Raw genomic sequence first — 22,841 nt, 5'->3', positions numbered from 1 at the left:
TTGAAAATCTTACTGGGAAAGAGGGTAGGATTTTAGGGCTATGATTGGCGGCGCGAAGCGCCAATCATAGCAGCTATCTAGCGATTGATAGGAACGTAAAATGCTGTGGATTTTGGACATGTTCTTGTTTTGGAATCACATTGGCGAAGATACTCTTTTTCCAAGTATAAGGAATTGAGAGTAAGTCTCTAGAACCAGTCATTCCCTGTCCAACAAAGAGAAGTAAAGCAAAACAGTTAAGAATGATATGGATATTCCGCCAGCGATTTTGTTTGTCCTTATAGATATCTTGAGTAATGGCAACCGAAACAATCATCAATATCGCGGCAGCAATGCCATAGTAATAATGGGAAAAGAACCATTCATTGTTTCGTCGAAATACTTCTGGCTGTGCTCCTAATACAATTAATCCCACCGATGTTAAAACTGCAAAAATATTGCTCCACATTTTGACTTTTGCTTTAAATAAAAATGTGAATGAAGCAGTTGTGGCGATAAAAATAGCTACTACAGAAAATGCGCGAAACGATTCTTTGGAGAAGATATCATTTTTAAAAAACCTAGAAAAAATCGGATAAGCCATACCCAACATTGCCACACCTACGACAGAAATGCTCAACCAATTACCGATCGCTACATGCTCAGATCCTACAATTGGTGGAATCTTGCTTTTTTCGCCATCAATGACTTGCAAACGACGCTGGCGAACTAGCCAAGCACGATTTATGACAATGCCAATCAAGGGAAACACTACAATAACCGCGATCGCGGGATGTACTAAAGCAAAAAAGTCTTCCAGTTCCACAATCTTAATCCACGAATTAATATAGCAATTTTCACATTAATTTTCTCGTTTGTAAAAGATACTCCCTTCCTAGTGAAGAATTAGTGGTGCGCGGCGAGCCGCGCACCACTAATTCTTCACTTTACAACGTCTATTCTTTCGATAGGAAGGGAGTATGAGATATCACTCATGTTGTTATCGTTATTCTAAAAACCCCAAAAGCGATGGCGTGCAAAGCACTCCATCGCCTTTGGGGTGATGACTATTACATTCAGTTAAGACGCATTAGCGACTAAGAGATCGCGTGAATTTACATGATTTACTGCATGGGGATAATCATGTTTCCATGTGCGTGCATGTAAAAACGTAGGCAGTTCAATTTTGCTAGTGGGAACTATGTCTATAGTCTGAGATTGACGCTGAAAGTCCAATGATTTTATAACGCTTTGAGAATCATTTTCCAATTCAGTTAAAACCTGTAAAGCCAGATGGAGATGTGCTTCTAGATACTTGACGCGATTTTGTAACGCCGCAATAGTGGCTTCTTCAGTATTCATAATATAACCTCCATCAGTTGACCATTACTGATCTTTATCAATCCAAATCTGTGAAACAGAGTCTAGTCCTTATCGCCGTATATCATCATCCTACAAAAGGATGATACTCATACAGCGCTTTACAGCAATTCTCAGTATGAAACTGATTTTTAAAAAGAGTATTGCTATAGGATCGCTATATTATTTTCATCCTTAAATTTAGTTGATTGCATTTTATAATGACACTACGATGTTTTACTTACTTAAATAGGTTAAATGAACAAATTCATAGCTAGCTCTGAACGCAAAGTCTTAATCATCACAGATAGCTATGACGAGCTTGTTCGTAGGAAGCTTTTACCATGTGACGGCACGATTATCGTAGAGTATCGTCAAAATCGCTACCAAATTCAGCAATGTGAATCTCCCTTATTAATATCTTTAGAAATTTATCTTCAAGAAGCTCCTGACTGCGTTTTACTAGACTGGGAGTTGCCAAATCTAGATGGAATAGAGATCCTACAAATATTGAATTCCAAGCAAATTCCTGTAGTAATTTTGGTAAGCGCAGCAAACGAGGAATTAGTATCGCGTATTGAGCAAGATTATCATGATTATCTAGTTAAAGAAACACTCACTAAGGAATTAATTTTCTCTGCGTTGCGGAACGCGATCGCGCAAGAAGAACAAAAACAAAACCTCATTCACAATCGTGCAGCAGTATTGCTGGAAAAGCAAAATCGCCAGCAAGTGGAGCTATCTCTTCAGGAGAGCCAGCAATTTATTCAGAAAATTGCTGACGCATCACCTAATATTCTTTATCTCTATAATGTTCAAGAGCAGCGAAATATTTACTCAAACCGCGAGATTTATGCAACACTTGGCTATACTCCTCAAGAAATTCAGGAAATGGGAGCCAATCTCTTCCACAAAGTCATGCATCCAGAGGATCTAGATAAAGTGGCTGCCAACTTAGAGCTAATTTGCGCTGCTGCCGATGGGGAAATCATTGATATGGAGTATCGGATGAGACACGCCAATGGAGAATGGCGATGGCTTTACAGTCGCAACTCCGTATTTAGTCGAGATGATAGCGGTGAAGTACTGATAACAATTGGGACAGCGCAGGACATTACCGATCGCAAACTTGCCGAGATCAAATTACAACAGCAGGCAAATCACCAAAGCCTTATCAGTAGTATCTCACGGCGTATTCGTGCCTCCCTTAACCTCGAAGAGACCCTCAATACAACGGTCGCTGAAATACACCAAGTCTTGCAATCAGATCGGGTTTTAGTATGTCAAATATATGCCGATAGAACAAGAGCCGTAATCGCGGAATCTATCTCTCCTAGATTTGCTTCAATGTTAGATAATATCTATTTTGAAGGAACTCTTTCAGAAGAAATGTATGACAATTACTTAAATGGAGAAATATATTGTTTAGAGGACATTAAGACTGGATCTGTCCCACCTTGTTTGCTAGAGTCTCTCCAAGAACTTGAAGTTAGAGCCAAAGTTGTTGTACCTATTATTCAGGATCAACAACTTTGGGGGATGCTGATCGTCCATCAATGCGATCGCCCTCGGACGTGGCAAGAATGGGAAATAGATCTATTGCAACAACTATCTAGCCGATTTGCGATCGCCATTCAAAGAGCCAACCTATTCAATCAACTGCAACTAGAACTGCGCGATCGTCAAAGTGCTGAAAAGCTTAATCGGCAGCAATCTGACAGAGAAGCTTTTCAGCACGAAATCATGCAACGAATTCGGCAATCATTGGATTTGCATACTATTTTTGATACGGCTACATTAGAAATTCGCCAATTTCTCCATGCAGATCGTGTGGGAATATTCAAATTTGCTCCAGAATTTAGTTTTACTGATGGCGAATTTGTCGCTGAATCTGTAGCACCCGAATTTGATTCAGTTGTCGCAGCAAAATTTCATGATGATTGCTTTGGTGAGCAATATTCCGAATCTTATTATCACGGAAGATTTCAAGCTGTAGATGACATCTATAATGCAGGGCTTCATCAATGTCATATTGATATTTTGTCAGTATTTCAAATTCGCGCAAACCTAGTCATGCCCTTACTAAATGGTAATGATTTGTGGGGACTGCTCTGTATTCATCAATGTTCAGCCCCTCGGCATTGGGAAACAGAAGAAATTACTTTGGTTCAAAAAATTAGTCATCAATTGGCGATCGCCATTCAACAAGCTAGCGTGTATCAGCAACTACAGCTTGAATTACGCGATCGGCAACGTGCTGAGCAGCTAAATCGTCAACAAGCAAATCGAGAGTCTTTGCTACACGATCTCATGCAGCGAATTCGTCAATCCCTTGATTTGCATACTATTTTTGATACAGCGACCCTAGAAATTCATCAATTCCTCCAAGCCGATCGAGTTGGCATTTACAAATTTACTCCCAACACTAATTTTATTGAAGGCGAATTTGTTGCTGAATCTGTAGTTGATGAATTTGATTCAGTTATCACAGCTAAGCTTCATGAGGATCGCTTTGGCGGAGAATATGCCGAATCATATCGTCTCGGTAGATTTCAAGCCGTTGATGATATATACAATGCAGGGCTTACACCATGTCATATTGATATTTTGTCAATATTTCAAATTCGCGCCCACCTAGTCGTACCATTACTCAATGGGAATGATTTATGGGGACTACTCTGTATTCATCAATGTTCAGCCCCTCGTCATTGGGAAGCAGAAGAAATTAGTTTAGTTAAGCAAATTAGTAATCAACTTGCGATCGCGATTCAACAAGCGAGCCTGTATCAGCAGGTGCAGGAAGAACTTGCAAACAAAGAAGCGCTATACCTTCAATTGGCTAACGAACTGCATCAGAAAAAAGTGTTGCTTAAGGAAGTACATCATCGGGTCAAAAATAATTTGCAAGTGATGTCGAGCCTTCTGAGAATGCAGTTTCGCAAAACTACACCTGAATTAAAAATCTTGATTGAAGAATATCAAAATCGTATTCAGTCTATGGCGCTAATTCATGCCCAACTCCATAATAATGAGGATCTCGCTAACATCAACTTCCGAGACTATATTTCTGACTTAATAGCCAATCTGTTTCAATGCTATGTCAATCATTCAGAACATATTCAATATAAATTGGATGTTATTAATATCTTCTTACCTCTAGAGCAATCAATTCCTCTAGGGCTAATCATCAACGAGTTAATATCGAACACCTTAAAATATGCTTTTCCTCATGGTTCTGGTGAAATCAATATTCAATTAACTCAAACTGAAAATCAATATCACTTAATAGTGGCTGATGATGGTATTGGTCTTCCTCCAGACCTTGACTTAGCAAACACAGAGAGTTTAGGGATGCAGTTAGTCCATAGCTTAACAGACCAACTTGAAGGGACACTTCTCTATAATGGTGAGAATGGAACGAAGTTTCAAGTATTTTTTCCTGTTCTCTAAAGTTTATCGCTGTCACCATATAGCAACCCTAGGACTTACGCAAAAACGGCTTAAATCCGCATTTCATCGTAGGGATAATCCCCCCGTGGTTGCCCTGCTTGTCTAGCAATAAGAGATTCACTATCTGCGTTCTGCGTAACATCATCTCGTAAATTAGTTGGAATTTCTCTATGTCATTAATATTGCTATATAATTTAGATTCTAAATATAGAAATACAATTTAGAGGGTTACTTTGGTAAGTGAAAACAGAGGGTATGGCACTTTTGTTGCAAATGAGTATTTATACTTGTCTATAGAAGTGTCGTACTCCTCATTAAAGTACATGCTAGTAAACCTCTGCTTACAAAAGAGGGAAAGATATTGAGTGTCCAAGTAGTAATAGTTGAAGATGAAAGACTTGTCGCGCAGGATATTGCCCAAATACTAAGGGACGAAGGATATTTTATTTGCGCGATCGCTTCTGACGGACAAACTGCGATCGAAAAAATATTAGAATTTTCTCCCGATTTAGTCTTACTAGATATTCGGATCAAAGGAGAAATAGATGGTATAGATGTTGCCAAGTTTATTCAATCTTTCTGTGATATCCCTATCGTTTATCTCTCAGCTTTCTCTGATTCAGAGACTTTAAAGCGTGCTCAACTTACTAATCCGATGGGATATGTAGTTAAGCCATTTCGTAGTGAGCAACTCCTTACAACCATAAAGATCGCCTTAACAACGCATAGCTCTAAACAAGAAAAAAATCAAGAATCACTGATCAAAAGCAAGTTCCTCTCAATTATTAGAGATGAACTTCGTAACCCCCTCAATGCAATTTTAGGCTTCTCAGAATGTTTAAAGGGAGAGATGCTTGGCTCCGTTAATGTCGAGCAAGTAGAGGCTTTACAAGTTATTAATAGTAGTGGCAATCATTTATTAAGACTGATTAACAATATCATCGATTTATCAATGCTAGAAGCTGGGCAGTTTAACATACAGTTCGGACTAATGTCCATCTCTTCAACTTGTCAAGTCATTGTAGAACACATTCAAAAGGATGCTGTCAAAAAGCAGATTAATCTTGAAGCAAAAATTCAAGATGATCTTCCTTTGATGCTGTTAGATGAACGACGTATTTTTAAGGTTTTGGTTGATTTGCTTGGAAACGCGATAAAATTTACTCAAGAGCATGGGCATGTCACTTTGGAAGTGACGCATGAACATCAAATTGAGCAGAAGTCTTTTATTCGGATTGCCATTACAGATACAGGCATCGGTATTTCTCCAGAAAACCTTCACCAATTATTTCAACCATTCAGTCAAGCTGATACTAGCCTCAGCCGTAAATATGGTGGTATGGGGCTGGGGCTAGCTTCTTCCAAACGAATTATTGAATTACACGGGGGCAGAATAGAAGTAGCTAGTGAATTAGGTGTGGGAAGTTGCTTTACAGTTTATTTACCCTGTGGTCAAGCGTAACCACTTATAGCAGTGTTCGATCAAAACCGCCATAAGAAGGGTCGCAGGGCGAAGCCCCGCAATGGGTTTTATTTTCTTATTTGTGGCGGGTTTGAAAGCAAATTGCTGTAGGCACTTGCCGAGAAAAAATGTCCCGCCAAGTACCTTATCTCTTTTTAGACAGGATGCTCTATAAAGGTTTATAGCTAATGAAGGTAGTGCTAAATGATATTTGCTGTTGATGTTGATTATCGAGATGGAAAAGCTGTAGCGGCAGGAATTGCCTTTCATGATTGGGAAGATAATGCTCCTGATAGCACATTTATCACTCAAACCGATCAAGTCGCAGAGTATCAACCAGGCGAGTTTTATAAACGCGAGATGCCAATTATTTTGCTGCTTTTAGAGGAAATTCCCCAACGCCCCAAAATCATCGTGATTGATGGTTATGTCTATCTAGATCGCTATCGAAAAGCTGGGTTAGGTTATCACCTATACAATGCACTGAATGCTCAAGTTGCCATTATCGGGGTAGCAAAAAGTCGCTACAAGGATATCCCAACTGAATCGGAGGTATTTAGAAGTGATAGTAATCGTCCACTATATGTAACTGCGATCGGTATTGAGGAATCTGAAGCAAGAGATTATAAAAAAAAAATGCACGGTAATCATCGATTACCAACAATGCTAAAAGCCGTAGATAGACTTTGCCGAGATTCGCTCTTATAGATGAAATGACAACACATGGATACAGTATTATTCGATCTTGATGGAACTTTAACCGATCCCAAAATTGGGATTACTACTTGCATTCAATACGCGCTCAACCAACTTGACTACGAAGCCCCAGAAACCGACCAACTCATTTGGTGCATTGGCCCCCCATTGACAGCCAGTTTTGCCAAACTACTACAAACTACAGATCAAATAAAGATCGATCGCGCTATAACCCTTTATCGCGATCGCTTCGCCACAGTTGGTCTATTTGAGAATGTGCTGTATCCACAAATTCCTGAGACTCTAAAAATCATTCGCGCCGCAGGTTATCAAACTTACATTGCCACATCAAAACCCCATGCGTTTGCAAAGCGGATTATTGATTATTTTGAACTGACTTCTCTGTTTGATGGCATTTATGGCAGTGAATTAGATGGCACTCGCAGTGACAAAGGAGAACTAATTCGCCATATTCTTCTCGCCGAAAATTTGATGTCTGCCAAAACAGTGATGGTGGGCGATCGCTCCCATGATGCGATCGGCGCTAAAAAAAACCAGCTATTCGCGATCGGTGTTACCTATGGTTATGGCACTGAGGAGGAGCTACGAATTCATGGGGTAGATTTGATTGCTAACTCTCCTATGGAGATTACCAAATATTTATAGTGTTTGCAGCAAAGCCCAAACACAGTCTTGCTATAAACCCAAGAAGTGAATAGCTCCGCTATTCACTTCTTGGGTTTATAGCAACAGCTATGATTTATAGATGATGATATGCGATGATTTATAGCGTTATCGCATTTATTCCGAGGTTGTCCTATGCCCAAAGCGATCGCTCAAGCAGATACTTTTCTTAAAAAAAAGCTGCTTGGCTCAACGGATTTAGCCGATTCTGAGAAGATTCTCATCAAAAAGGGTCAGGAATTTTTTGTCACCGAATATTGCCCCGATCGCAATCAGCATATTTTGCTTAACCTTGCCTCACCATTTCCTACGCTGGATGGCAAATCTAAATTGCAAAAAGTCTATGCCTATGATCCTCATATCAAGATTGAAGGGGAAGATCTTAATAAGCTAATCAAGTTACCTGTCAAATATTGTTCGCAACTAGACAACGATCAGGCGATCTTCGGAGCTGGTTGGAGACAGTGCAATACGACTAGTAACGCAATGCTAGCCGACTATGTGCTAAATGGATCATTGACAACCATGGCGAAAGCACAGGGGTTTCCAGAGCCAGAGTCAGTCTATATGCGACTGGTGGGCAAGTATGGGGATACTATCGATCATGATGCTCAAACATGGGCTTTGAAAGAGCTTGGCATTAACTCGTACTTCAGTTATTCCCTCTCTGCTAAAGACGTATTACTGTCGCTCAAAGCGAATATCCCTGTAGTCGTAGGGTTTGCCTACAAAGGCAGTGGTCACATTTGCGTGGTTGTCGGACATGATCCTGACAAAAAAGTTTGGCTGGTACACGATCCTTATGGCACTCGTCACGGTGCTAGCGATAGCTATGATGTAGGCGTTGATGGAGCTTATGATCCCTATAGCTATGCAGTTATGCAGCAAATTTTTTGGGATGGCGGCGGTGAAGCTGGCTGGGGCAGAATTGTCACCAGTATTAAGGGTAAACCCACAGGTTTACCTTCGGGACTATAGCTGTTTTCAAACAGCAATTCTCATTATAAAAATCGGTTTCATAATGAGAATTGCTGGTTTTCAAATGACCGCTGTACAGAAAACACAAAACATGTAGTGGCAATTCATGAATTGCCACTACATGTTTTATACCAAACTCAACTGAAAAACCGCTAAATAAGACTCCGCTTTCTTTATTTAATACGAAAGATTGCTCTCACGGGTAAGTGATCGGAGACTTTGGAAAAATAAGTGCGATCGCTATCAAAGCCAAGATCTTTCTGCGGATCGAGAATCTGCACTGATTGAGGAATATATTCTGCTTCCGCTCCCTTGGGAGCTTTAGAAATAGCGATATGATCGATTACACAACCAATGCCGCGATTGGAATATCTGGGGCGACCATCTGTCGTTTTCGGCTGACCGCGTTTTTTTAAGCAGTTCTCTTTGGCATCAGTTTCAATCGATTTTGTCAAAAAAGTCAACGGTGCATCACGCAAACCACGATTTTGGTCAGCCCATGTCGGACTATTGAAATCACCTAAGAGGATCAGATCGGGATCGGATTGAGCATCTTTTTGATATTTATCTACTTCTTTCCGCAGCAGATCGCTTTGATTTTGACGTAGGAGATCGGCTTCTTTGCCACCACCACCCTTTTGATGCACAATCACTAATGTGAAGTCAAAGTTTGTACCTACTTTGAGATAGGTCACAAGCGGCGATCGCAAAGTCCCCGTGATGTTCACTTGTCGCCATTCTGTCACTTTTTGGGCAGCGATCTCATCTTTACGATAGAACAAAGCAATCCTTTGTTTGTTCCCTGTCTCTCCTAAGATAAATTCCCATTGCTTCGATTTATTCAGTTTCTCTTTTAGCTTTTCGGCAGCAATGGGGCTAACTTCTTGTAAGCCGATCGCATCAAAATTACGTTCAACGATCTGGCTCACGGCTTCTAGTTTTTCCGCATTCAGTCCATCAAAATTTTCAAGATTGAAAGTTCCAATTCGGATTTGGTCTGGTGCATTTGCCGTCGCAAAGGGATTTGAGCAGCCTGCGATCGCCATGCAACAAAGCCAAGCAATATGAAAATATTTAAAGCGTTTAAAAAGCGATCGCAGCATTATTTTCTCCTAATATCATGTAAGAACTCCTCAATCACTTCAATTAACCAATTAACTTCCGTTGGTCTAATATCATCATTAGCTAAAGTATATTTCTCTCCATTGAGCCACAAAAATACATTTACCTTTTTAGAATTGTCTTCATTATGGTCGCTAGCTGACCAAATTAGATTATCTAAAATTCCACTATTTCGTTTCTCGATCATTCGCCACTGCGGCTCCACCCCTTGAAATGCGCTGGTGGGAACTTTCACTTGCCAAGAAGTTTTGCCAAATATTGAACTCATAAACCTAGTTTCTTTTTCTGTAATTTCTAGAGTTACTGTTTCTAAACAGCTTACGGTAACTCCGACTAACAACCGAACGAATAAAATTAATATCAAAGCACTGATGATATAGACCCAAAAAACATTTACTAATTCAGCTATATAATTCCAAATTAGTGGAAAAACAGGAGATGCAAAAGCAATAACTAATCCTAATACCATCCAACTACCAATAAGTGTCAAAATACGAGGAGGCATTATTATCTTGAGGCAAGTTGAAGAAGCTGAAACCTGAAGATTGGAATTCTCTGGGGGGAAGTAACTACGAGTAGAACTGGAAAATCGACTGGATTCAACGGGACTAGATTGCTTCATTGATGTTAATGGAGCAGGGGGAGCAGTCTGAGGAAGAGGAGTTTGAACGGATTCACGTATAGCTTGCAAGGCAATTCTGGCGGAAGAGTAGCGTTTTTTGACAGTTGGCTCTACTAATTTTTGAATCCATTGTAAAAAATGCGGCTTGACACTGGTGCGATCGCTAAAAACAATTTTTGCTTCATCATCCTGAGGTAACTCCGCAGGTGATATCCCCGTCAGCAAATAAATCAGCGTCGCTCCCAAAGCATAGAGATCCGACGCAGCAACCGCTCTACCGCCATACTGTTCCATCGGTGCGTAGCCATAAGTCCCCACAACAGTAAAGGATTTTCCTTCAGCACTTGCCCTGTCTTGGACTGCGCCAAAATCCACCAGATAAATGTTTGGTGCTTCTCCTTCATTCCCAGTCAAGATCAAATTACTCGGTTTAATATCGCGATGGAGAACTTGGGGGCTGAGTTCATTGAGATAGATAAGAATCTCTAAAATTGCGATCGCAATTTTCTTAACCTGTGATTCCGTAAATTTATGTCCCTTGGCAATATATTCACGCAGAGAATCCCCTTGAATATATTCTTGCACCAAGCCGAACCATAGAGCGCGATCGTCAATCGAAAAATAATCGCGATATTTGGGAATGCGTGGATGATCTAGCTGTTTGAGTACATTGGCTTCACGCTCAAATAATTTGAGGTCTTCCCATTGGACATTGCCACCAAAAGCTAATAACTTGACCACCACCAATTCATTCTCTTTCTGCAAATCCTTAGCTAGCCATGTTTCACGCCCTGCATTCTGCCCCAGTTGACGGTCTAACTGATAGCGCTGATTAACGATCTCTTGAGGCTTAAGGATAGTCATATACTTTGCTCAAAGAATTGAGACGACGTAAATTTTCTTGTTTTTTGTTGGAGCACAAAGCGCGGTAACAAAAATACTTATAGTAATGCAGCATAATTAAAAACCCAGAGCCAAAATCTGTACCGCCCGCTATGCGGGCGGTACAGATTTCGGGGTTTTATATTTAATTTTGCCTAACTACTTAGCAATATTTTTGATCATCCTATAATATATTCACAATGCCATTGAGGTAGAAAGTCATGACTTTCACAATCGATCCATCCACAGATCCTGTTGTACTGCCCGATCATACCCAACTGCCAGAGTCTGATGGTACATTTGTGAAGAATTTTCAAGAACATCCCCAAAGTATTCTCCTCACGGACTCACTAGAACCTGTATTACAGCAAGTTCATCCTGACGGACAATATGCGATCGGACAAGATAGCGGTATCTATTGGCGGATGACTGAGCCTCCTGAAAAAGGTGCAGAGGCTCCTGACTGGTTTTATGTACCAAATGTACCGCCTTTGTTGAACGGGATTCCACGAAGGTCTTATGTCCTATGGCAAGAGTTTATCGCACCGTTAATTATTTTAGAATTTGTCTCTGGCAGTGGCAAAGAAGAAAGGGATAAAACTCCTTGGACTGGCAAATTTTTTATCTATGAGCAAGTGATTCGTCCCGCTTTTTATGGCATTTACGAAGTCCAAACCGCCAGCGTCGAGCTATATCGACTTATTGGGAATAGATTTGAATTAGTAGCAGCTAATGCTCGTGGGCATTACCAAATTGAGCCTCTTGGCGTAGAAATTGGTATTTGGCAAGGACTTTATCAAAATCTAGAATTACCTTGGCTCCGTTGGTGGGATGCCCAAGGAAACTTGTTAATCACTGGCTCAGAACGTGCCGAGATCGAAAGTCAACGGGCTACAAAAGAATATCAACGGGCTACAAAAGAATATCAACGGGCTACAAAAGAATATCAACGGGCTGAGCAAGAACGTCAGCGGGCTGAGCAAGAACATCAACGGGCTGAGCAAGAACATCTCCATGTAGAAAAGTTAATGGCTCAACTTAGGGCAGCGGGAATTGAGCCAGAACTATAGGACATGACTTAATGAGTTACATCCTATAAAACAAATTTGGCGATCGCTACAGCCGCTCCATCATTCTCAACAGTTGGGGCAACCCAATCTCCTAGAGGTTTTAATCCTGCGGGAGCATTTCCCATGACAACGCCGATGCCTGCATATTCGATCATTTCTAGATCGTTGAAATTATCCCCGATCGCTAAAACCTGCGATCGGTCAAATCCCAAAATATTCTCAGCTAAATGCTTTACGGCTGTACCTTTATTCGCGATCGGATTGGTCGCTTCAAAGAATGTTGCTACAGATTTGGTGAGATAAAGTTGTTGCGGCGTATAGCGATCTTTGAGTACTCGCAACATTTCCGTCACTAATTCAGCAGTATCACTCAAAGCCAAAATCTTGGTCGGCGGATGGTCTGTACTTTCACTAGTTAGGAATTCTCGCAAATCACCAACTACCTTTACGCCAACTTTAGAACGTTCGGCATAGGCTTGGGTTTGCGCTGTCATCTTGCGAACATAGAGTTCATCATTTACATAGATATGAATCGATAGTTTGTCATTAGTCGCAAATTCTCCCAAATCATCGAGTAAAGAGAGCGCTTGTTTAAGGTCAACTGGCCAATGTCCAACTAATTCATCGGTTTTGGGATCTTTAATGAATGCACCTTGATAGGAAATCAATGGCATATCAGAGGCAATCAATTCATGAAATCGGACAGCCGAGCGATACATTCTACCCGTTGCGATCGCGACTTTGACACCCTTTGCTTGAGCCGCTTTCACCGCTTGCTTAACTGCATCATTGACCTGATTGGCATCACCGCTAATCGTGCCATCGATATCTACCACGATCAGTTTAATGTCTTGCGCCATGAGTTTTCTTTTTGATTTGTATAAAAAAGTAGGGTCAATTCATGAATTGACCCTACTTTTTTATACTATAGCCGTAGCCAGTCTTTTTAGAATATAAAACCGAAAAGAAGAGAGGCGGCGCGAAGCGCCGCCTCTCTTCTTTTCGGTTTTATAGATGCCGAACCAAGAAAATATTTAAAAGATTTTCTTGGTTCGGGTTTGAGCGCAAAGCACTGTAATTTAATTGGTCTGTTCAGGACAGGTTGCACCCTGAGATATGTTACGGCATTGCTGACGAATTTCTGATAATAAACTGGGATTCATTTGCTTAGACTTACTCAGAGCAAGTTCAAATTGCTTCTTGGCAGTCGGAATATTGCTGCCGCCTTGCATCCATAACACCTGTCCTTTCAGGTAATGTAGCTCTGGGTTATTTGGAGCAGAGACTAGAGCCTTATTCACAGCATCTAAGGCAAGATCGGGTTTACGCGCATCACGATAGGCAAGAGCAATACCACGCCATTTTAGATAATCGGGCGCTGCATATTGTTTTAGACTCTCCAACGCGGTTTCAAGATCCGATAGAGGCAATACCGATGCAATTAGCATATCGATATAGCCCTTAACCAAATTTAGTTCAGGATCGTTGGGGTCAATATCCTTAGCTTTTTGGATATTGTCAAAAACGCTTTGCACCAGTGGTAAAGCTTTAGGAGCGCTAGACAAGCCTTCAGTTTTAACAATATATCCCGCCTCAATCAAATCGCTTACGGCGATATACATATAGGATCTGAGGTTATCTATACCCTTCAAAGCTTGGGCGTTAGATCTGACTCGTTTACCAGCATCTTGCATGACCAAGTAGTCTTCTTTGGCATAGGCGGTAGAAGCCCGTAAAGCAAATAAGAGTGGATCGCTAGCTTCAGTTCTGACAGCTAAATCTAACTGTTTTACTGCCGCAATATAATTTCCTTCTTTGAACATTAATTCAAAGGCTTTCTGGGTTTCACTGCCGATCGCCCTAGCATTTGAGGAGCGGAATGGATCGGCAGCGAAGCTAGGGCTCACTGTGGCGATTGTGATTAATGCTGCCATCATGGAGACAGATACAGATTCAAAAACAAGTTTTAAAGGACGGCTCATAAAATTCCCCGAAAATATCAGGCTATGATGTGGTTAGCAAAGTTTAGATCGTATCTTTAGAGATTCTGACAAATTCAACTCGGACTTAACTTGTTAATCTAAATTTGGTCTGGGTTGAACTTTGTATGCAACATATTACGTTAATGCAATGCAAGACGATTGTAATTTAGAAAAAGTTTCCCCTCTTCACCTAACAGGCTAGATATCCAGTATTTGCTACTTTGTGGCAAGTGCTGGATAAATCTATTTTGCTTGTGTTTGCCTAGGTTTCATGATTAAAGCTAAAGCAGCAGATTTAGGGAGCAAGGCTGCGATCGCAGTAAGTTTTAATGACCATATATCAGTTTCGCTGAAAATTCCCTCTAAACCGCTCAAATGGGCTGACCAAACGTCAGTTATTCAACCCGATTAGGAAAGGATATTTCTAGCACAACGCATCCGATATCGGTCTTAAATGGCCCATGAATTTCCTGTGGTGGTCTGCTGGCATAATGTCCACTCTCTAGCCACATATCAAAGGCGCGATCGTAAAGGCGGCCACTGACGATGAATACTTCTTCAGGATAGGGATGGCTTTTGCCACCAAAAGCAGTTGTATCTGCATTGGGATGAAATCGAGTTAAGCGTGTGTATTCGCCTGTGTCTTGATCTAAGCTCAAGGTCAACTCTTCAGCCATCCCTTCCAGTCCAAGAATTGGCTGCCATTTATGACTATTGTCTAAGTCTAATGGATTCCAATAAGTAGCAATAGATTTGGGCATATGCTCTATTTCCTGTAAATAATTAGGAGACAGGGCTTGGAGACCAAGCCCCTACATTTTTTGATAGGTAGGGGCTTGGTCTCCAAGCCCTCTTTAATTTTTCTTTGCAATTTACAGTCCAATTTTATCAGTCACACAAAAAGTCGTGGATCTCAGTCTCTACTTTTTTAGTTTTTTTACGCCTATCTGCTTAACTTTTGCTTTCTCTTTTTCGCGTTCTTTTTGAATGCGTTCTAATAAGACTGATGCTGGCTCGTCGTTGGGGTCTTGCTCGACGAGTTCGCCTCTAAAGGCTTTGGAGAGTATAGATTGATTGAGATTTTCTAATTGAGAAAAAGCGCCTTGATATTGATAAAACAGCCTGTCAATGCTATCAAATAGTTCTTTGATTATAGTGACAATTTGGTGTTGTTCAGCTAAAGGAATTAGAGGAATCTGTAGCTTTGAGATTTTACCTAAACTTAAAGTGTGAAGACCTGTTGTTGAACTGGCTACTTGCATTATTTGGCTTCTGCCCTCTCTAGATAAAAGCCAAAAGAGTATATATTCACTCATCTCAATAGGCTCAAATCTAACTTTAATCAGATGGTTTTGATGTAGACAAGGATCAATACTGCCATCCCAGATCGATGCTCTACCAATTTGATCGAGACTTCCATTACCTTCAACAATTAATAAATCACCTTTTCTCAGCAAAACCCTCTCTAATTCTTCTGATCGAATCTTGATGTTTTTAATTTCGCTTAAATCAAGCTTGTTTGAATATACATTAGCCACTCTTAGATAAGGAAACTCTAGAGGGAGTACATTTCTTGTGGAATTTTTAGTAAGACCTCCACTGACTTTACCTATCTCACTGAGACTTACCCACAACCATTTTTTAGGAATTTTTTTGTCAGTTTCTTCTTTAGAATCTATACTCAAAGTTCCCTGATCCATTTTTTCATAGAGATCTTTGCGGATTCTTTCTGACAAAACAGATGCAGGCTCAATGTTAGGATTTTGTTCGCGCCAATCGGCGGTGAGATCGCCACGAAAGGCGGCGGCGAGGACAGACTGACGAAACTGCTCGATTAATTTGGGGATTGTGTCTAATGCCTCTTTTGCCTTACGCGATCGCGCCATCAACGCCTCAACCTTCTCCACAATCCGCCTCTGCTCATTAAGCGGCGCTAGAGGAATTGTTAGTTTAGGTAGACAACTTGTATTTATGTACGGCTGATCTGATCCCTGTAGATTTTCCTGTATATATTTCAGAAAGATATGGGATTGTCCATAAAGAAAGAAATACTTTATCAGGTCATTATCTATGCTCTTAAAACACCCTACTCTTTGATAAAGGATCGAAGGTGTATCTTGGCGTTTTAATCGAGCAATTTTTAACCGACCTCCAATAATTGGTCTATTTAAAGCTATGACAACATCATTCTCTTTTAAAATGATTTCTGGGAATTGATAAGCGATATCTTCAGGTAAAAAATTCTGCTGTTCCCAAACTATTTCTCCAAAAGAAACGTTAGCTATTTGTAAAAGTTTTACTCCCGAAGTTGTGTAATCTTTCTTTTTGAATGCTTCCCCAGATATTATTGATAAAATCCTATCTAAATTTGTCCATTCCCACCCCATTGGTAAATCATCATTATCAGAAAGAATAGAAAAATCAGAACTCATAGACATCATAGGGCAAACACAAAAAACGCGATTCAGACTTAGATTTTCAACGCAAACACAAGCCTCTAAAATATCATCATCTCACCGCCCCGCAAAACAAATAGCAAAACGCCAAAAATAAAGGGTTTGGAAACCAAACCCCTACAAGATCAATATTTGCGCGGTAGGGGTTTGGTCTCCAAACCCTCTTTAAATTTTCTAAGAACATATTATCTAAATGCGATCGCCCTAAAAATCAGTAGCAATTAGCGATCGACCCCATGCACCTTCAACCAAGCCGTCAAATCCGCCACAGACTTAAAATCAAAAATAGCATCAATTAAATCATTCAGCTTACTTTCAGGGAGATGATTTATCTTTGCCCTTGACTCCGCAGAAACCCTCTTAAAGCGACGCTTTAAAACACGCAAAACAGACTCTTGCTTACCTTGTAACTTGCCTTTTATCTCACCTCTTTTCTCACCTCTCTTCTCGCCTATTTTTTCACCTATTTTCTTACCTTCTAGCCTAGCCTCTAACCTCACCTCTCGGCTGTAATCTGCCGCTAGCTCTTGAAATAGTCTTGATTGTTTTAGCTCATCAAAAGTCAACATAGTCTCTATTTCCTTTCGACTCAAATTGTTAAACTTATTTAACAACACATCTACAATTAATTCTACTGTTTTTTGACTAACAGTAGCTTCACGCTCTCGGTTACGCAACTCACGCACCAAATCACGCGCCATATCCAGAGTAACCGACTCATCGGCAATTATTAACTCGACGATACCCACCTCTAACGAATTGTCAGAGCGATCGCGCAGCGTGTCAAGATAAACACAGCGAATCCGTTGACTCACAAACAACTCATGAAATTGTCTGGGGATACCCTCATCCAAATTGCGATCGGCAAAAACTGCCACCGCTTTCCAATCCTGTAAGGGCTTATATTGACTGAGATATAGAAATATTTCGCCGACAAAGCTCCAATAAAAATCAGGATTTTTTTGAAACTGCACCTCCACAAAATAGATCGGCTTCTCCACATCCGCCGCTAAGAAAATGCCATCAAAACGAAAAGCCTTTTCCTTTACCTCCACAGACACAAAATCATAGCCCTCCGCATTTGACGCTGGCTCGTCAATTAGCTCAAACAAAAGCCCATGAAACGTCTGAAATAACTGATAAAAAAGTGTATCGGTTCTCATGGCTAGACATCCTAACCCATATCTTGCCAAATCTCCTCATTAATACTCTCCAGCACCGCCAACAACTCACCGTTAAAAGTCCTATTCAACCTCACAAAACCACCACATTCAGTCTTAAACGCCCCGCGATCCAACGCCTCGCGATCGACGATTGTTTCGGCTTTTAATTGCTTGCCGATCCTCTCTAACAACTGACGCTGCGGCGCAGTCCATGACCGACTACTCATGATTTTCCGAACCGCCCGATCCACCCGATCGCTATAGGGAATCAACGCATCACCGATCGCCGCCTGACGGATAAACCCAATAATCGAAGCCGCAATATCCTCATTCTTGCGATCGCGCCAAGCCCCTTGCAGATCGCTCTCCCGAAAACGATTTTCCTCCAATAACATCTGTAACTCCTTCAACTGAGCGCGAGTCAAATCCTTTGGACTCTGTACCGCCACCATCAACGCAGGAATCAAATTGAGATTGTCCGCCAGAAATTTCTGGAACAACTGCAAATACTCATCGGGACGAGTGGAATAAATGCTGCCATCTTCCGCCACACCATAGCCGCGCTGCACCGCAACTAGGCGATCTTGATGGTATGAAATGAACACAGGAATCGTGCGATCGTTGGGCAAATCGATTACCGAGGCAAAATCTGGGCGATCGCGAAACCAGTTGGCTAATTGCGAAGGTTGACTAGCACGAAGGTCATCTAATAGATGCTCAAGAGGCAAACCTGCGATCGCTTCCAGTTGTTCGCGTTTAGCCAGATTAGCACGACGCATTTTGCGCTGGATTCTCGCAAAGAGTTGCGGCAAGATCGCCTGATGATGACGTGGAGCGCTAGTGCTGGTGAGTTCCTGCACTAACTTTTCGCAACTGATTTTAGGAATTACTGCCACAGGCTTCATCTCTGTAAATTGCGACATCACCCCAAAGATATTCACTGCATCAAATACCCGAAAGCGATCTTTGCCAATCTCAGGACAAAGGCGCGTAGCCCGACCGAGCATCTGCTCAAACAAGATCCGCGAATTAACCCGCCGCAAAAAAACAATATTGCAAATCGCAGGCACATCAATACCCGTGGTCAGTAAATCCACTGTCACCGCAATTTTTGGCAACTGCTCATTTTTATATTTGAGAATCAACTCCAACGGGCGATCGGCGGCTCCCGTAATCTTCTGCACTGCCTCATCTTCGACCTCTCCATACTTGGCAATCAGCGCCTCTTTGAGCAACTGCACCACCAGATCCGCATGATCGTCCGTCGCACAAAAAATTAGGGTTTTCTCCGCCAGCACAGGATCGATCTGTTCGGCAAGATACTCACAAACCACGCGATTAAAAGCAGGTGTAATTACCTTCTTATTGAAGTCCTTAATTTCGACCTTCACCTCATCCGCCGTTCTGCTCAGATCGCGCTTGCCAGTGCGCGGATTGATAACCTCAATCTCAGCGCCCTTTTCCCAAACTATCCCCGACTGGGCAAGTTCTGTCTGAATTAAATGCGGTGATTCATAATCAATGAGAAACTTGTCAATCACCGCCTCCGCATAGGTATATTGAAAAATTGGCTCACCAAAAATCTCGGACGTATGCAGCGCAGGTGTCGCCGTAATCCCAATTCTCACTGCGTCAAAATATTCCACCACCCGTCGATATTTGGAAACATAGTCCTCAAAATCCCGAAACTCAAGCTCGATCGTGCTGAGTTCGCGATCGAGCAAATAGCCTCGATGACATTCATCAATAATCACGCAGTCATAATCATCCACATTCGGACTAGGGGAACTGTCGCTCGGATACATAATCCTTCTCACAAAGCTCTGCACCGTCGCCACATGTACCTTCGTCTCGCGATCGCAAGTTGCATTCTTCAGCTCTTTGACTTCATAAATATCCGTAAATACTTGCAGAAGCTCCATTTTTGTCTCTTTAAAAGCGGCGATCGCCTGATGCCCTAAGGAAGTGCGATCGACCAAAAATAAAATCCGCCGAAACCGCTTCGTTTTTAACAAACGATAGATCAACGCAATACAAGTTTTAGTCTTGCCCGTCCCCGTTGCCATGGCAAGCAATAGCGATCGCCGATCCTCTTGTAAAGCTTCTTCGATGGCAGTGATCGCCTTAATTTGGTAAGCCCTAAGCTCAAAACCATAGTTAAATTGCTCTTGGGCAAGTTGCTCATGGGCGCGATCAAAATCCTGCTCCAATAAATCGATCAATCCCTCTGGTGAATACCAACCTGCGATCGCCCGTCGCTGATTCGTCGCCCGTCGCACATCCCGAACCCAAATCCCGCTTTTAGTCTCAAGCTGAGCCAGATAGGGTCTGCCATTGGTCGCAAATACAAACGGCACTTGAAAAGGTTCAATCTCTCCCCAAGGCGCACCCTTAGCCAACTGCCAATTATCATTAGCCCGAATCGATCTAGCATAGCGATGCGCCTGATCGATATCCCCTGACACATCCTTACTCTCCCGCTTTGCCTCAATAATCCCCACCAGTTGCAAACCCACAAACAAAGCATAGTCCGCCGCCCCTGTGCGCGTTGGATATTCCGCGATCGCCAGATTTTTGCCTCTCGCAGGACGTACACCCTTCCCATAGGTCAACTCCTCCGAATCCACCTCCCAACCGACATCCCGCAGTTGTGCATCAATCAGTCGGCGAGTTTCCCGTTCATCTAGTTCGACCTTGGCGGCGGCGGCTTGCGATCGCGGGACGATCCTTTTTACATTCGCCTCACTATTTTTTGCTTGCTGCGCCTGTATCTCCGTCAAGTGTTGCAATGCGGCTTGCAATTCTTGCGCTATTTCCGCCGCTAATTGTTCGGCTTGCGTTCTGGCGATCCGCTCATCCACCAGCGCTGATTCCAACTGTCGCGCCGTCACCTCTGGTGGAGTCGGTTCGCAATATTCAGGCGCAACAAAGTCCTTCGCTTTTCCCCAAGTGCGATGAAACCAAATTCCTAACTGATGCGCGTATTTGAGAATGCTCAACGCCGTTCTGCGATCGCCCACACTATCATGTACCGCCCGATTCCCCGTTTTGCGAAGCTCATGAAACAAGCGATCGATTTGTCCATGAATAATGCCGCGATCGCGCAGTCGATTCAATAACTGCACCTGCGATTCTTCTGTATCCTCGTAAAGCCCCACCCGCGCCGCAACTAACTTTGCCAAAAATTCTCCAAACACCCGCAACCTAAATAAGCAAGCCACAGGATCATTATGATAAGACCGCTCGGCAAGCGTCCCCAATCTCACCAATTCGACATCATGTTCCCTCAAAAACGCAAAATTTGATGATGCTTTCATGGCATAGCTAAAATACATTACCTAAAATTATAGCGAAAAACCCAGAAATTAGAAAAGGACGCAAATCGTCCTTTTCTAATTTCTGGGTTTTTCCAAGACTTTTCCTAGATAATGATCATAGGCGGCACAATGTGCCGCCTATGATCATTATCTAGAAGCTCAATGACCGTAACCTCTGATATCGTCCAAAAACTCTGGAATCTTTGCAATATCTTGCGTGATGATGGCATCACCTATCTGCAATATTTAACAGAACTAACCTATCTCCTGTTTCTAAAAATGGCGCAGGAAACCGATACAGAGATAGGCTTACCAGAGGGCTATCGGTGGCAAGACCTATCATCAAAAGATGGAATCGAGCTAAAAAATTTCTACAAGTCAATGCTAGATCATTTGGGTTCGAGCGCCTCTTCAGCACAAGTACAAGCAATCTTTGTCAATGCTCAAACATCTCTCAAGGAGCCGCGTATAATTAAAAAACTAGTCCAGAGCATTGATGAACTCGACTGGTTTTCCGATCATCGCGATGACTTTGGCGATCTCTACGAAGGACTACTGCAAAAGAACTCCGAAGAGAAAAAATCTGGTGCAGGTCAATACTTTACCCCTCGACCTCTCATTGATAGCATGGTCACGCTACTCAAACCCCAAGCAGGAGAACTCATCCAAGATCCCGCCGCAGGGACAGGTGGATTCTTAATTGCCAGTCACGCCTACATCAAGCAACAACTAGGCGGCGATATATTCGCTCTCTCCGAATCTGAACAAGAATTTCAACGCAAACATGCCTTCTATGGCATCGAACTCGTTCAAGATGCCCACCGTCTATTGTTAATGAATTTACTGCTTCATGGCATTGAAAGCGATGTCAAACTTGGAGATTCCCTTTCTTCAGAAGGTCAAAATTTAGCCAAAGCCGATATCATTCTCAGCAATCCCCCGTTCGGCACTAAAAAAGGCGGCGGGATGCCCACTCGTGACGACTTCACTTTTGCCACATCCAATAAGCAGCTTGCTTTTCTACAACATATCTATCGCAATCTCAAGCCCAAAGGACGCGCCGCGATCGTGCTTCCTGACAACGTTCTCTTTGAAGATGGTCAAGGCAAATCCATTCGCGCCGATCTGATGGACAAATGCAATTTGCATACAATCTTGCGCCTACCCACAGGCATCTTCTATGCCCAAGGCGTAAAAACAAACGTGTTATTTTTCCAACGCGGTACAACTGAGAAAAATAATACTCAAGAAATTTGGTTCTACGATATGCGAACCAATATGCCCAACTTCGGTAAGCGGATTCCCCTGACTCGCGATCGCTTTGCCGATTTCGAGGTAGCCTATGGTGAAGATCCAAATGGTAAAAGCGATCGCAAGGAACAAGAAAGATTCCGTTGCTTTAGCCGAGAGGAAATTGCTAAACGTGGTGAAAATCTCGATATCTCATGGTTACGCGATGACAGCCTTCAGTCCAGTGAAGACTTACCCGAACCCGATGCGATCGCTGCCGAGATTCTCGATAAATTACGCACTGCGATCGCCGAAATGGAAGCCCTAAGCGATTTACTAAACTAATCAACAAAAGTTGTGATTAGGATATAAAACCCATTCATAGAGTT

The 22,841-nt window shown here is 42.1% G+C and carries 17 protein-coding genes and 1 pseudogene; 8 read left to right on the top strand and 10 right to left on the bottom strand.

The features are described 5' to 3' along the window. Nucleotides 1-77: 77 nt before the first annotated feature. Both APA_RS03005 and APA_RS03000 read right to left on the bottom strand, forming a co-directional pair. A pseudogene (locus APA_RS03005) lies at nt 78-808 on the bottom strand (DUF4079 domain-containing protein). Between the two features lie 251 nt (nt 809-1,059). Next, nucleotides 1,060-1,341 carry a hypothetical protein gene (locus APA_RS03000; RefSeq protein WP_201320839.1) on the bottom strand — a complete coding sequence of 94 codons (282 nt, stop codon included), beginning with the start codon at nt 1,339-1,341 and terminating at the stop codon, nt 1,060-1,062. 255 nt (nt 1,342-1,596) lie between these two features. On the opposite strand from APA_RS03000, the gene APA_RS02995 reads away from it, so the two are divergent. The 5 genes from APA_RS02995 (at nt 1,597) to APA_RS02975 (ending at nt 8,608) form a co-directional block, all read left to right on the top strand. Further along, nucleotides 1,597-4,788, top strand: coding sequence for a GAF domain-containing protein (locus APA_RS02995; protein WP_201320838.1), 3,192 nt, complete (start codon nt 1,597-1,599; stop codon nt 4,786-4,788). A 361-nt stretch (nt 4,789-5,149) separates the two neighbouring features. Then, complete coding sequence (locus APA_RS02990; RefSeq protein WP_201320837.1) at nt 5,150-6,250, top strand: response regulator; 1,101 nt, start codon at nt 5,150-5,152, stop codon at nt 6,248-6,250. Between the two features lie 204 nt (nt 6,251-6,454). Continuing rightward, complete coding sequence (locus APA_RS02985; protein ID WP_201320836.1) at nt 6,455-6,958, top strand: endonuclease V; 504 nt, start codon at nt 6,455-6,457, stop codon at nt 6,956-6,958. A gap of 15 nt (nt 6,959-6,973) precedes the next feature. Then, nucleotides 6,974-7,612 carry an HAD hydrolase-like protein gene (locus APA_RS02980; protein ID WP_201320835.1) on the top strand — a complete coding sequence of 213 codons (639 nt, stop codon included), beginning with the start codon at nt 6,974-6,976 and terminating at the stop codon, nt 7,610-7,612. A 153-nt stretch (nt 7,613-7,765) separates the two neighbouring features. Beyond that, nucleotides 7,766-8,608 carry a C39 family peptidase gene (locus APA_RS02975; RefSeq protein ID WP_201320834.1) on the top strand — a complete coding sequence of 281 codons (843 nt, stop codon included), beginning with the start codon at nt 7,766-7,768 and terminating at the stop codon, nt 8,606-8,608. 173 nt (nt 8,609-8,781) lie between these two features. On the opposite strand, the gene APA_RS02970 is transcribed toward APA_RS02975, so the two are convergent. Both APA_RS02970 and APA_RS02965 read right to left on the bottom strand, forming a co-directional pair. Further along, nucleotides 8,782-9,711: an endonuclease/exonuclease/phosphatase family protein gene (locus tag APA_RS02970; protein ID WP_201320833.1), complete on the bottom strand. Its 930-nt coding sequence runs from the start codon at nt 9,709-9,711 to the stop codon at nt 8,782-8,784. After that, the gene (locus APA_RS02965) at nt 9,711-11,216 is read right to left on the bottom strand and encodes a serine/threonine-protein kinase (RefSeq protein ID WP_236579384.1); all 1,506 of its coding nucleotides are present in this window, start codon (nt 11,214-11,216) and stop codon (nt 9,711-9,713) included. Before APA_RS02965 ends, APA_RS02970 begins: the two co-directional genes overlap by 1 nt. Nucleotides 11,217-11,455: 239 nt before the next feature. Here APA_RS02965 and APA_RS02960 point away from each other — a divergent pair, with 239 nt between their 5' ends. Further along, nucleotides 11,456-12,304 (top strand): Uma2 family endonuclease, encoded by an 849-nt coding sequence (locus tag APA_RS02960; protein WP_201320832.1) that lies wholly within the window; start codon nt 11,456-11,458, stop codon nt 12,302-12,304. Between the two features lie 23 nt (nt 12,305-12,327). On the opposite strand, the gene APA_RS02955 is transcribed toward APA_RS02960, so the two are convergent. Then, the gene (locus tag APA_RS02955) at nt 12,328-13,164 is read right to left on the bottom strand and encodes a Cof-type HAD-IIB family hydrolase (protein WP_201320831.1); all 837 of its coding nucleotides are present in this window, start codon (nt 13,162-13,164) and stop codon (nt 12,328-12,330) included. 219 nt (nt 13,165-13,383) lie between these two features. Continuing rightward, complete coding sequence (locus APA_RS02950) at nt 13,384-14,286, bottom strand: Sll0314/Alr1548 family TPR repeat-containing protein (protein ID WP_236579383.1); 903 nt, start codon at nt 14,284-14,286, stop codon at nt 13,384-13,386. A 271-nt stretch (nt 14,287-14,557) separates the two neighbouring features. Here APA_RS02950 and APA_RS02945 point away from each other — a divergent pair, with 271 nt between their 5' ends. Beyond that, nucleotides 14,558-14,698, top strand: a complete 141-nt coding sequence (locus APA_RS02945) for a hypothetical protein (RefSeq protein WP_201320830.1) — start codon at nt 14,558-14,560, stop codon at nt 14,696-14,698. Here APA_RS02945 and APA_RS02940 read toward each other — a convergent pair. The 4 genes from APA_RS02940 to hsdR all read right to left on the bottom strand — a co-directional run bounded on the left by APA_RS02940 (nt 14,682) and on the right by hsdR (nt 21,222). Continuing rightward, nucleotides 14,682-15,047 (bottom strand): cupin domain-containing protein, encoded by a 366-nt coding sequence (locus APA_RS02940; protein WP_201320829.1) that lies wholly within the window; start codon nt 15,045-15,047, stop codon nt 14,682-14,684. The two genes, APA_RS02945 and APA_RS02940, sit on opposite strands and share 17 nt — an antisense overlap. Nucleotides 15,048-15,206: 159 nt before the next feature. Continuing rightward, nucleotides 15,207-16,718 (bottom strand): restriction endonuclease subunit S, encoded by a 1,512-nt coding sequence (locus APA_RS02935; RefSeq protein WP_201320828.1) that lies wholly within the window; start codon nt 16,716-16,718, stop codon nt 15,207-15,209. Nucleotides 16,719-16,963: 245 nt separating this feature from the next. Beyond that, nucleotides 16,964-17,905, bottom strand: a complete 942-nt coding sequence (locus APA_RS02930; protein WP_201320827.1) for an Rpn family recombination-promoting nuclease/putative transposase — start codon at nt 17,903-17,905, stop codon at nt 16,964-16,966. An 11-nt stretch (nt 17,906-17,916) separates the two neighbouring features. Next, the gene (gene hsdR / locus APA_RS02925; RefSeq protein WP_201320826.1) at nt 17,917-21,222 is read right to left on the bottom strand and encodes a type I restriction-modification system endonuclease; all 3,306 of its coding nucleotides are present in this window, start codon (nt 21,220-21,222) and stop codon (nt 17,917-17,919) included. A gap of 162 nt (nt 21,223-21,384) precedes the next feature. On the opposite strand from hsdR, the gene APA_RS02920 reads away from it, so the two are divergent. Next, complete coding sequence (locus APA_RS02920; protein ID WP_201320825.1) at nt 21,385-22,797, top strand: N-6 DNA methylase; 1,413 nt, start codon at nt 21,385-21,387, stop codon at nt 22,795-22,797. Nucleotides 22,798-22,841: the final 44 nt, after the last annotated feature.

The sequence above is a fragment of the Pseudanabaena sp. lw0831 genome (assembly GCF_016584665.1).
Classification (GTDB): domain Bacteria; phylum Cyanobacteriota; class Cyanobacteriia; order Pseudanabaenales; family Pseudanabaenaceae; genus Pseudanabaena.
The sequence above is the reverse complement of the archived record's forward strand: the minus strand, read 5'-3'. Positions and strand labels throughout refer to the sequence as shown.

Coding starts and splice junctions, on each gene's coding strand:
- APA_RS03000 (WP_201320839.1), bottom strand. CDS start 1,341: ATGAATACTGAAGAAGCCACTATTGCGGCGTTACAAAATCGCGTCAAG.
- APA_RS02995 (WP_201320838.1), top strand. CDS start 1,597: ATGAACAAATTCATAGCTAGCTCTGAACGCAAAGTCTTAATCATCACA.
- APA_RS02985 (WP_201320836.1), top strand. CDS start 6,455: ATGATATTTGCTGTTGATGTTGATTATCGAGATGGAAAAGCTGTAGCG.
- APA_RS02980 (WP_201320835.1), top strand. CDS start 6,974: ATGGATACAGTATTATTCGATCTTGATGGAACTTTAACCGATCCCAAA.
- APA_RS02975 (WP_201320834.1), top strand. CDS start 7,766: ATGCCCAAAGCGATCGCTCAAGCAGATACTTTTCTTAAAAAAAAGCTG.
- APA_RS02970 (WP_201320833.1), bottom strand. CDS start 9,711: ATGCTGCGATCGCTTTTTAAACGCTTTAAATATTTTCATATTGCTTGG.
- APA_RS02965 (WP_236579384.1), bottom strand. CDS start 11,216: ATGACTATCCTTAAGCCTCAAGAGATCGTTAATCAGCGCTATCAGTTA.
- APA_RS02960 (WP_201320832.1), top strand. CDS start 11,456: ATGACTTTCACAATCGATCCATCCACAGATCCTGTTGTACTGCCCGAT.
- APA_RS02955 (WP_201320831.1), bottom strand. CDS start 13,164: ATGGCGCAAGACATTAAACTGATCGTGGTAGATATCGATGGCACGATT.
- APA_RS02950 (WP_236579383.1), bottom strand. CDS start 14,286: ATGAGCCGTCCTTTAAAACTTGTTTTTGAATCTGTATCTGTCTCCATG.
- APA_RS02945 (WP_201320830.1), top strand. CDS start 14,558: ATGATTAAAGCTAAAGCAGCAGATTTAGGGAGCAAGGCTGCGATCGCA.
- APA_RS02940 (WP_201320829.1), bottom strand. CDS start 15,047: ATGCCCAAATCTATTGCTACTTATTGGAATCCATTAGACTTAGACAAT.
- APA_RS02935 (WP_201320828.1), bottom strand. CDS start 16,718: ATGAGTTCTGATTTTTCTATTCTTTCTGATAATGATGATTTACCAATG.
- APA_RS02930 (WP_201320827.1), bottom strand. CDS start 17,905: ATGAGAACCGATACACTTTTTTATCAGTTATTTCAGACGTTTCATGGG.
- hsdR (WP_201320826.1), bottom strand. CDS start 21,222: ATGAAAGCATCATCAAATTTTGCGTTTTTGAGGGAACATGATGTCGAA.
- APA_RS02920 (WP_201320825.1), top strand. CDS start 21,385: ATGACCGTAACCTCTGATATCGTCCAAAAACTCTGGAATCTTTGCAAT.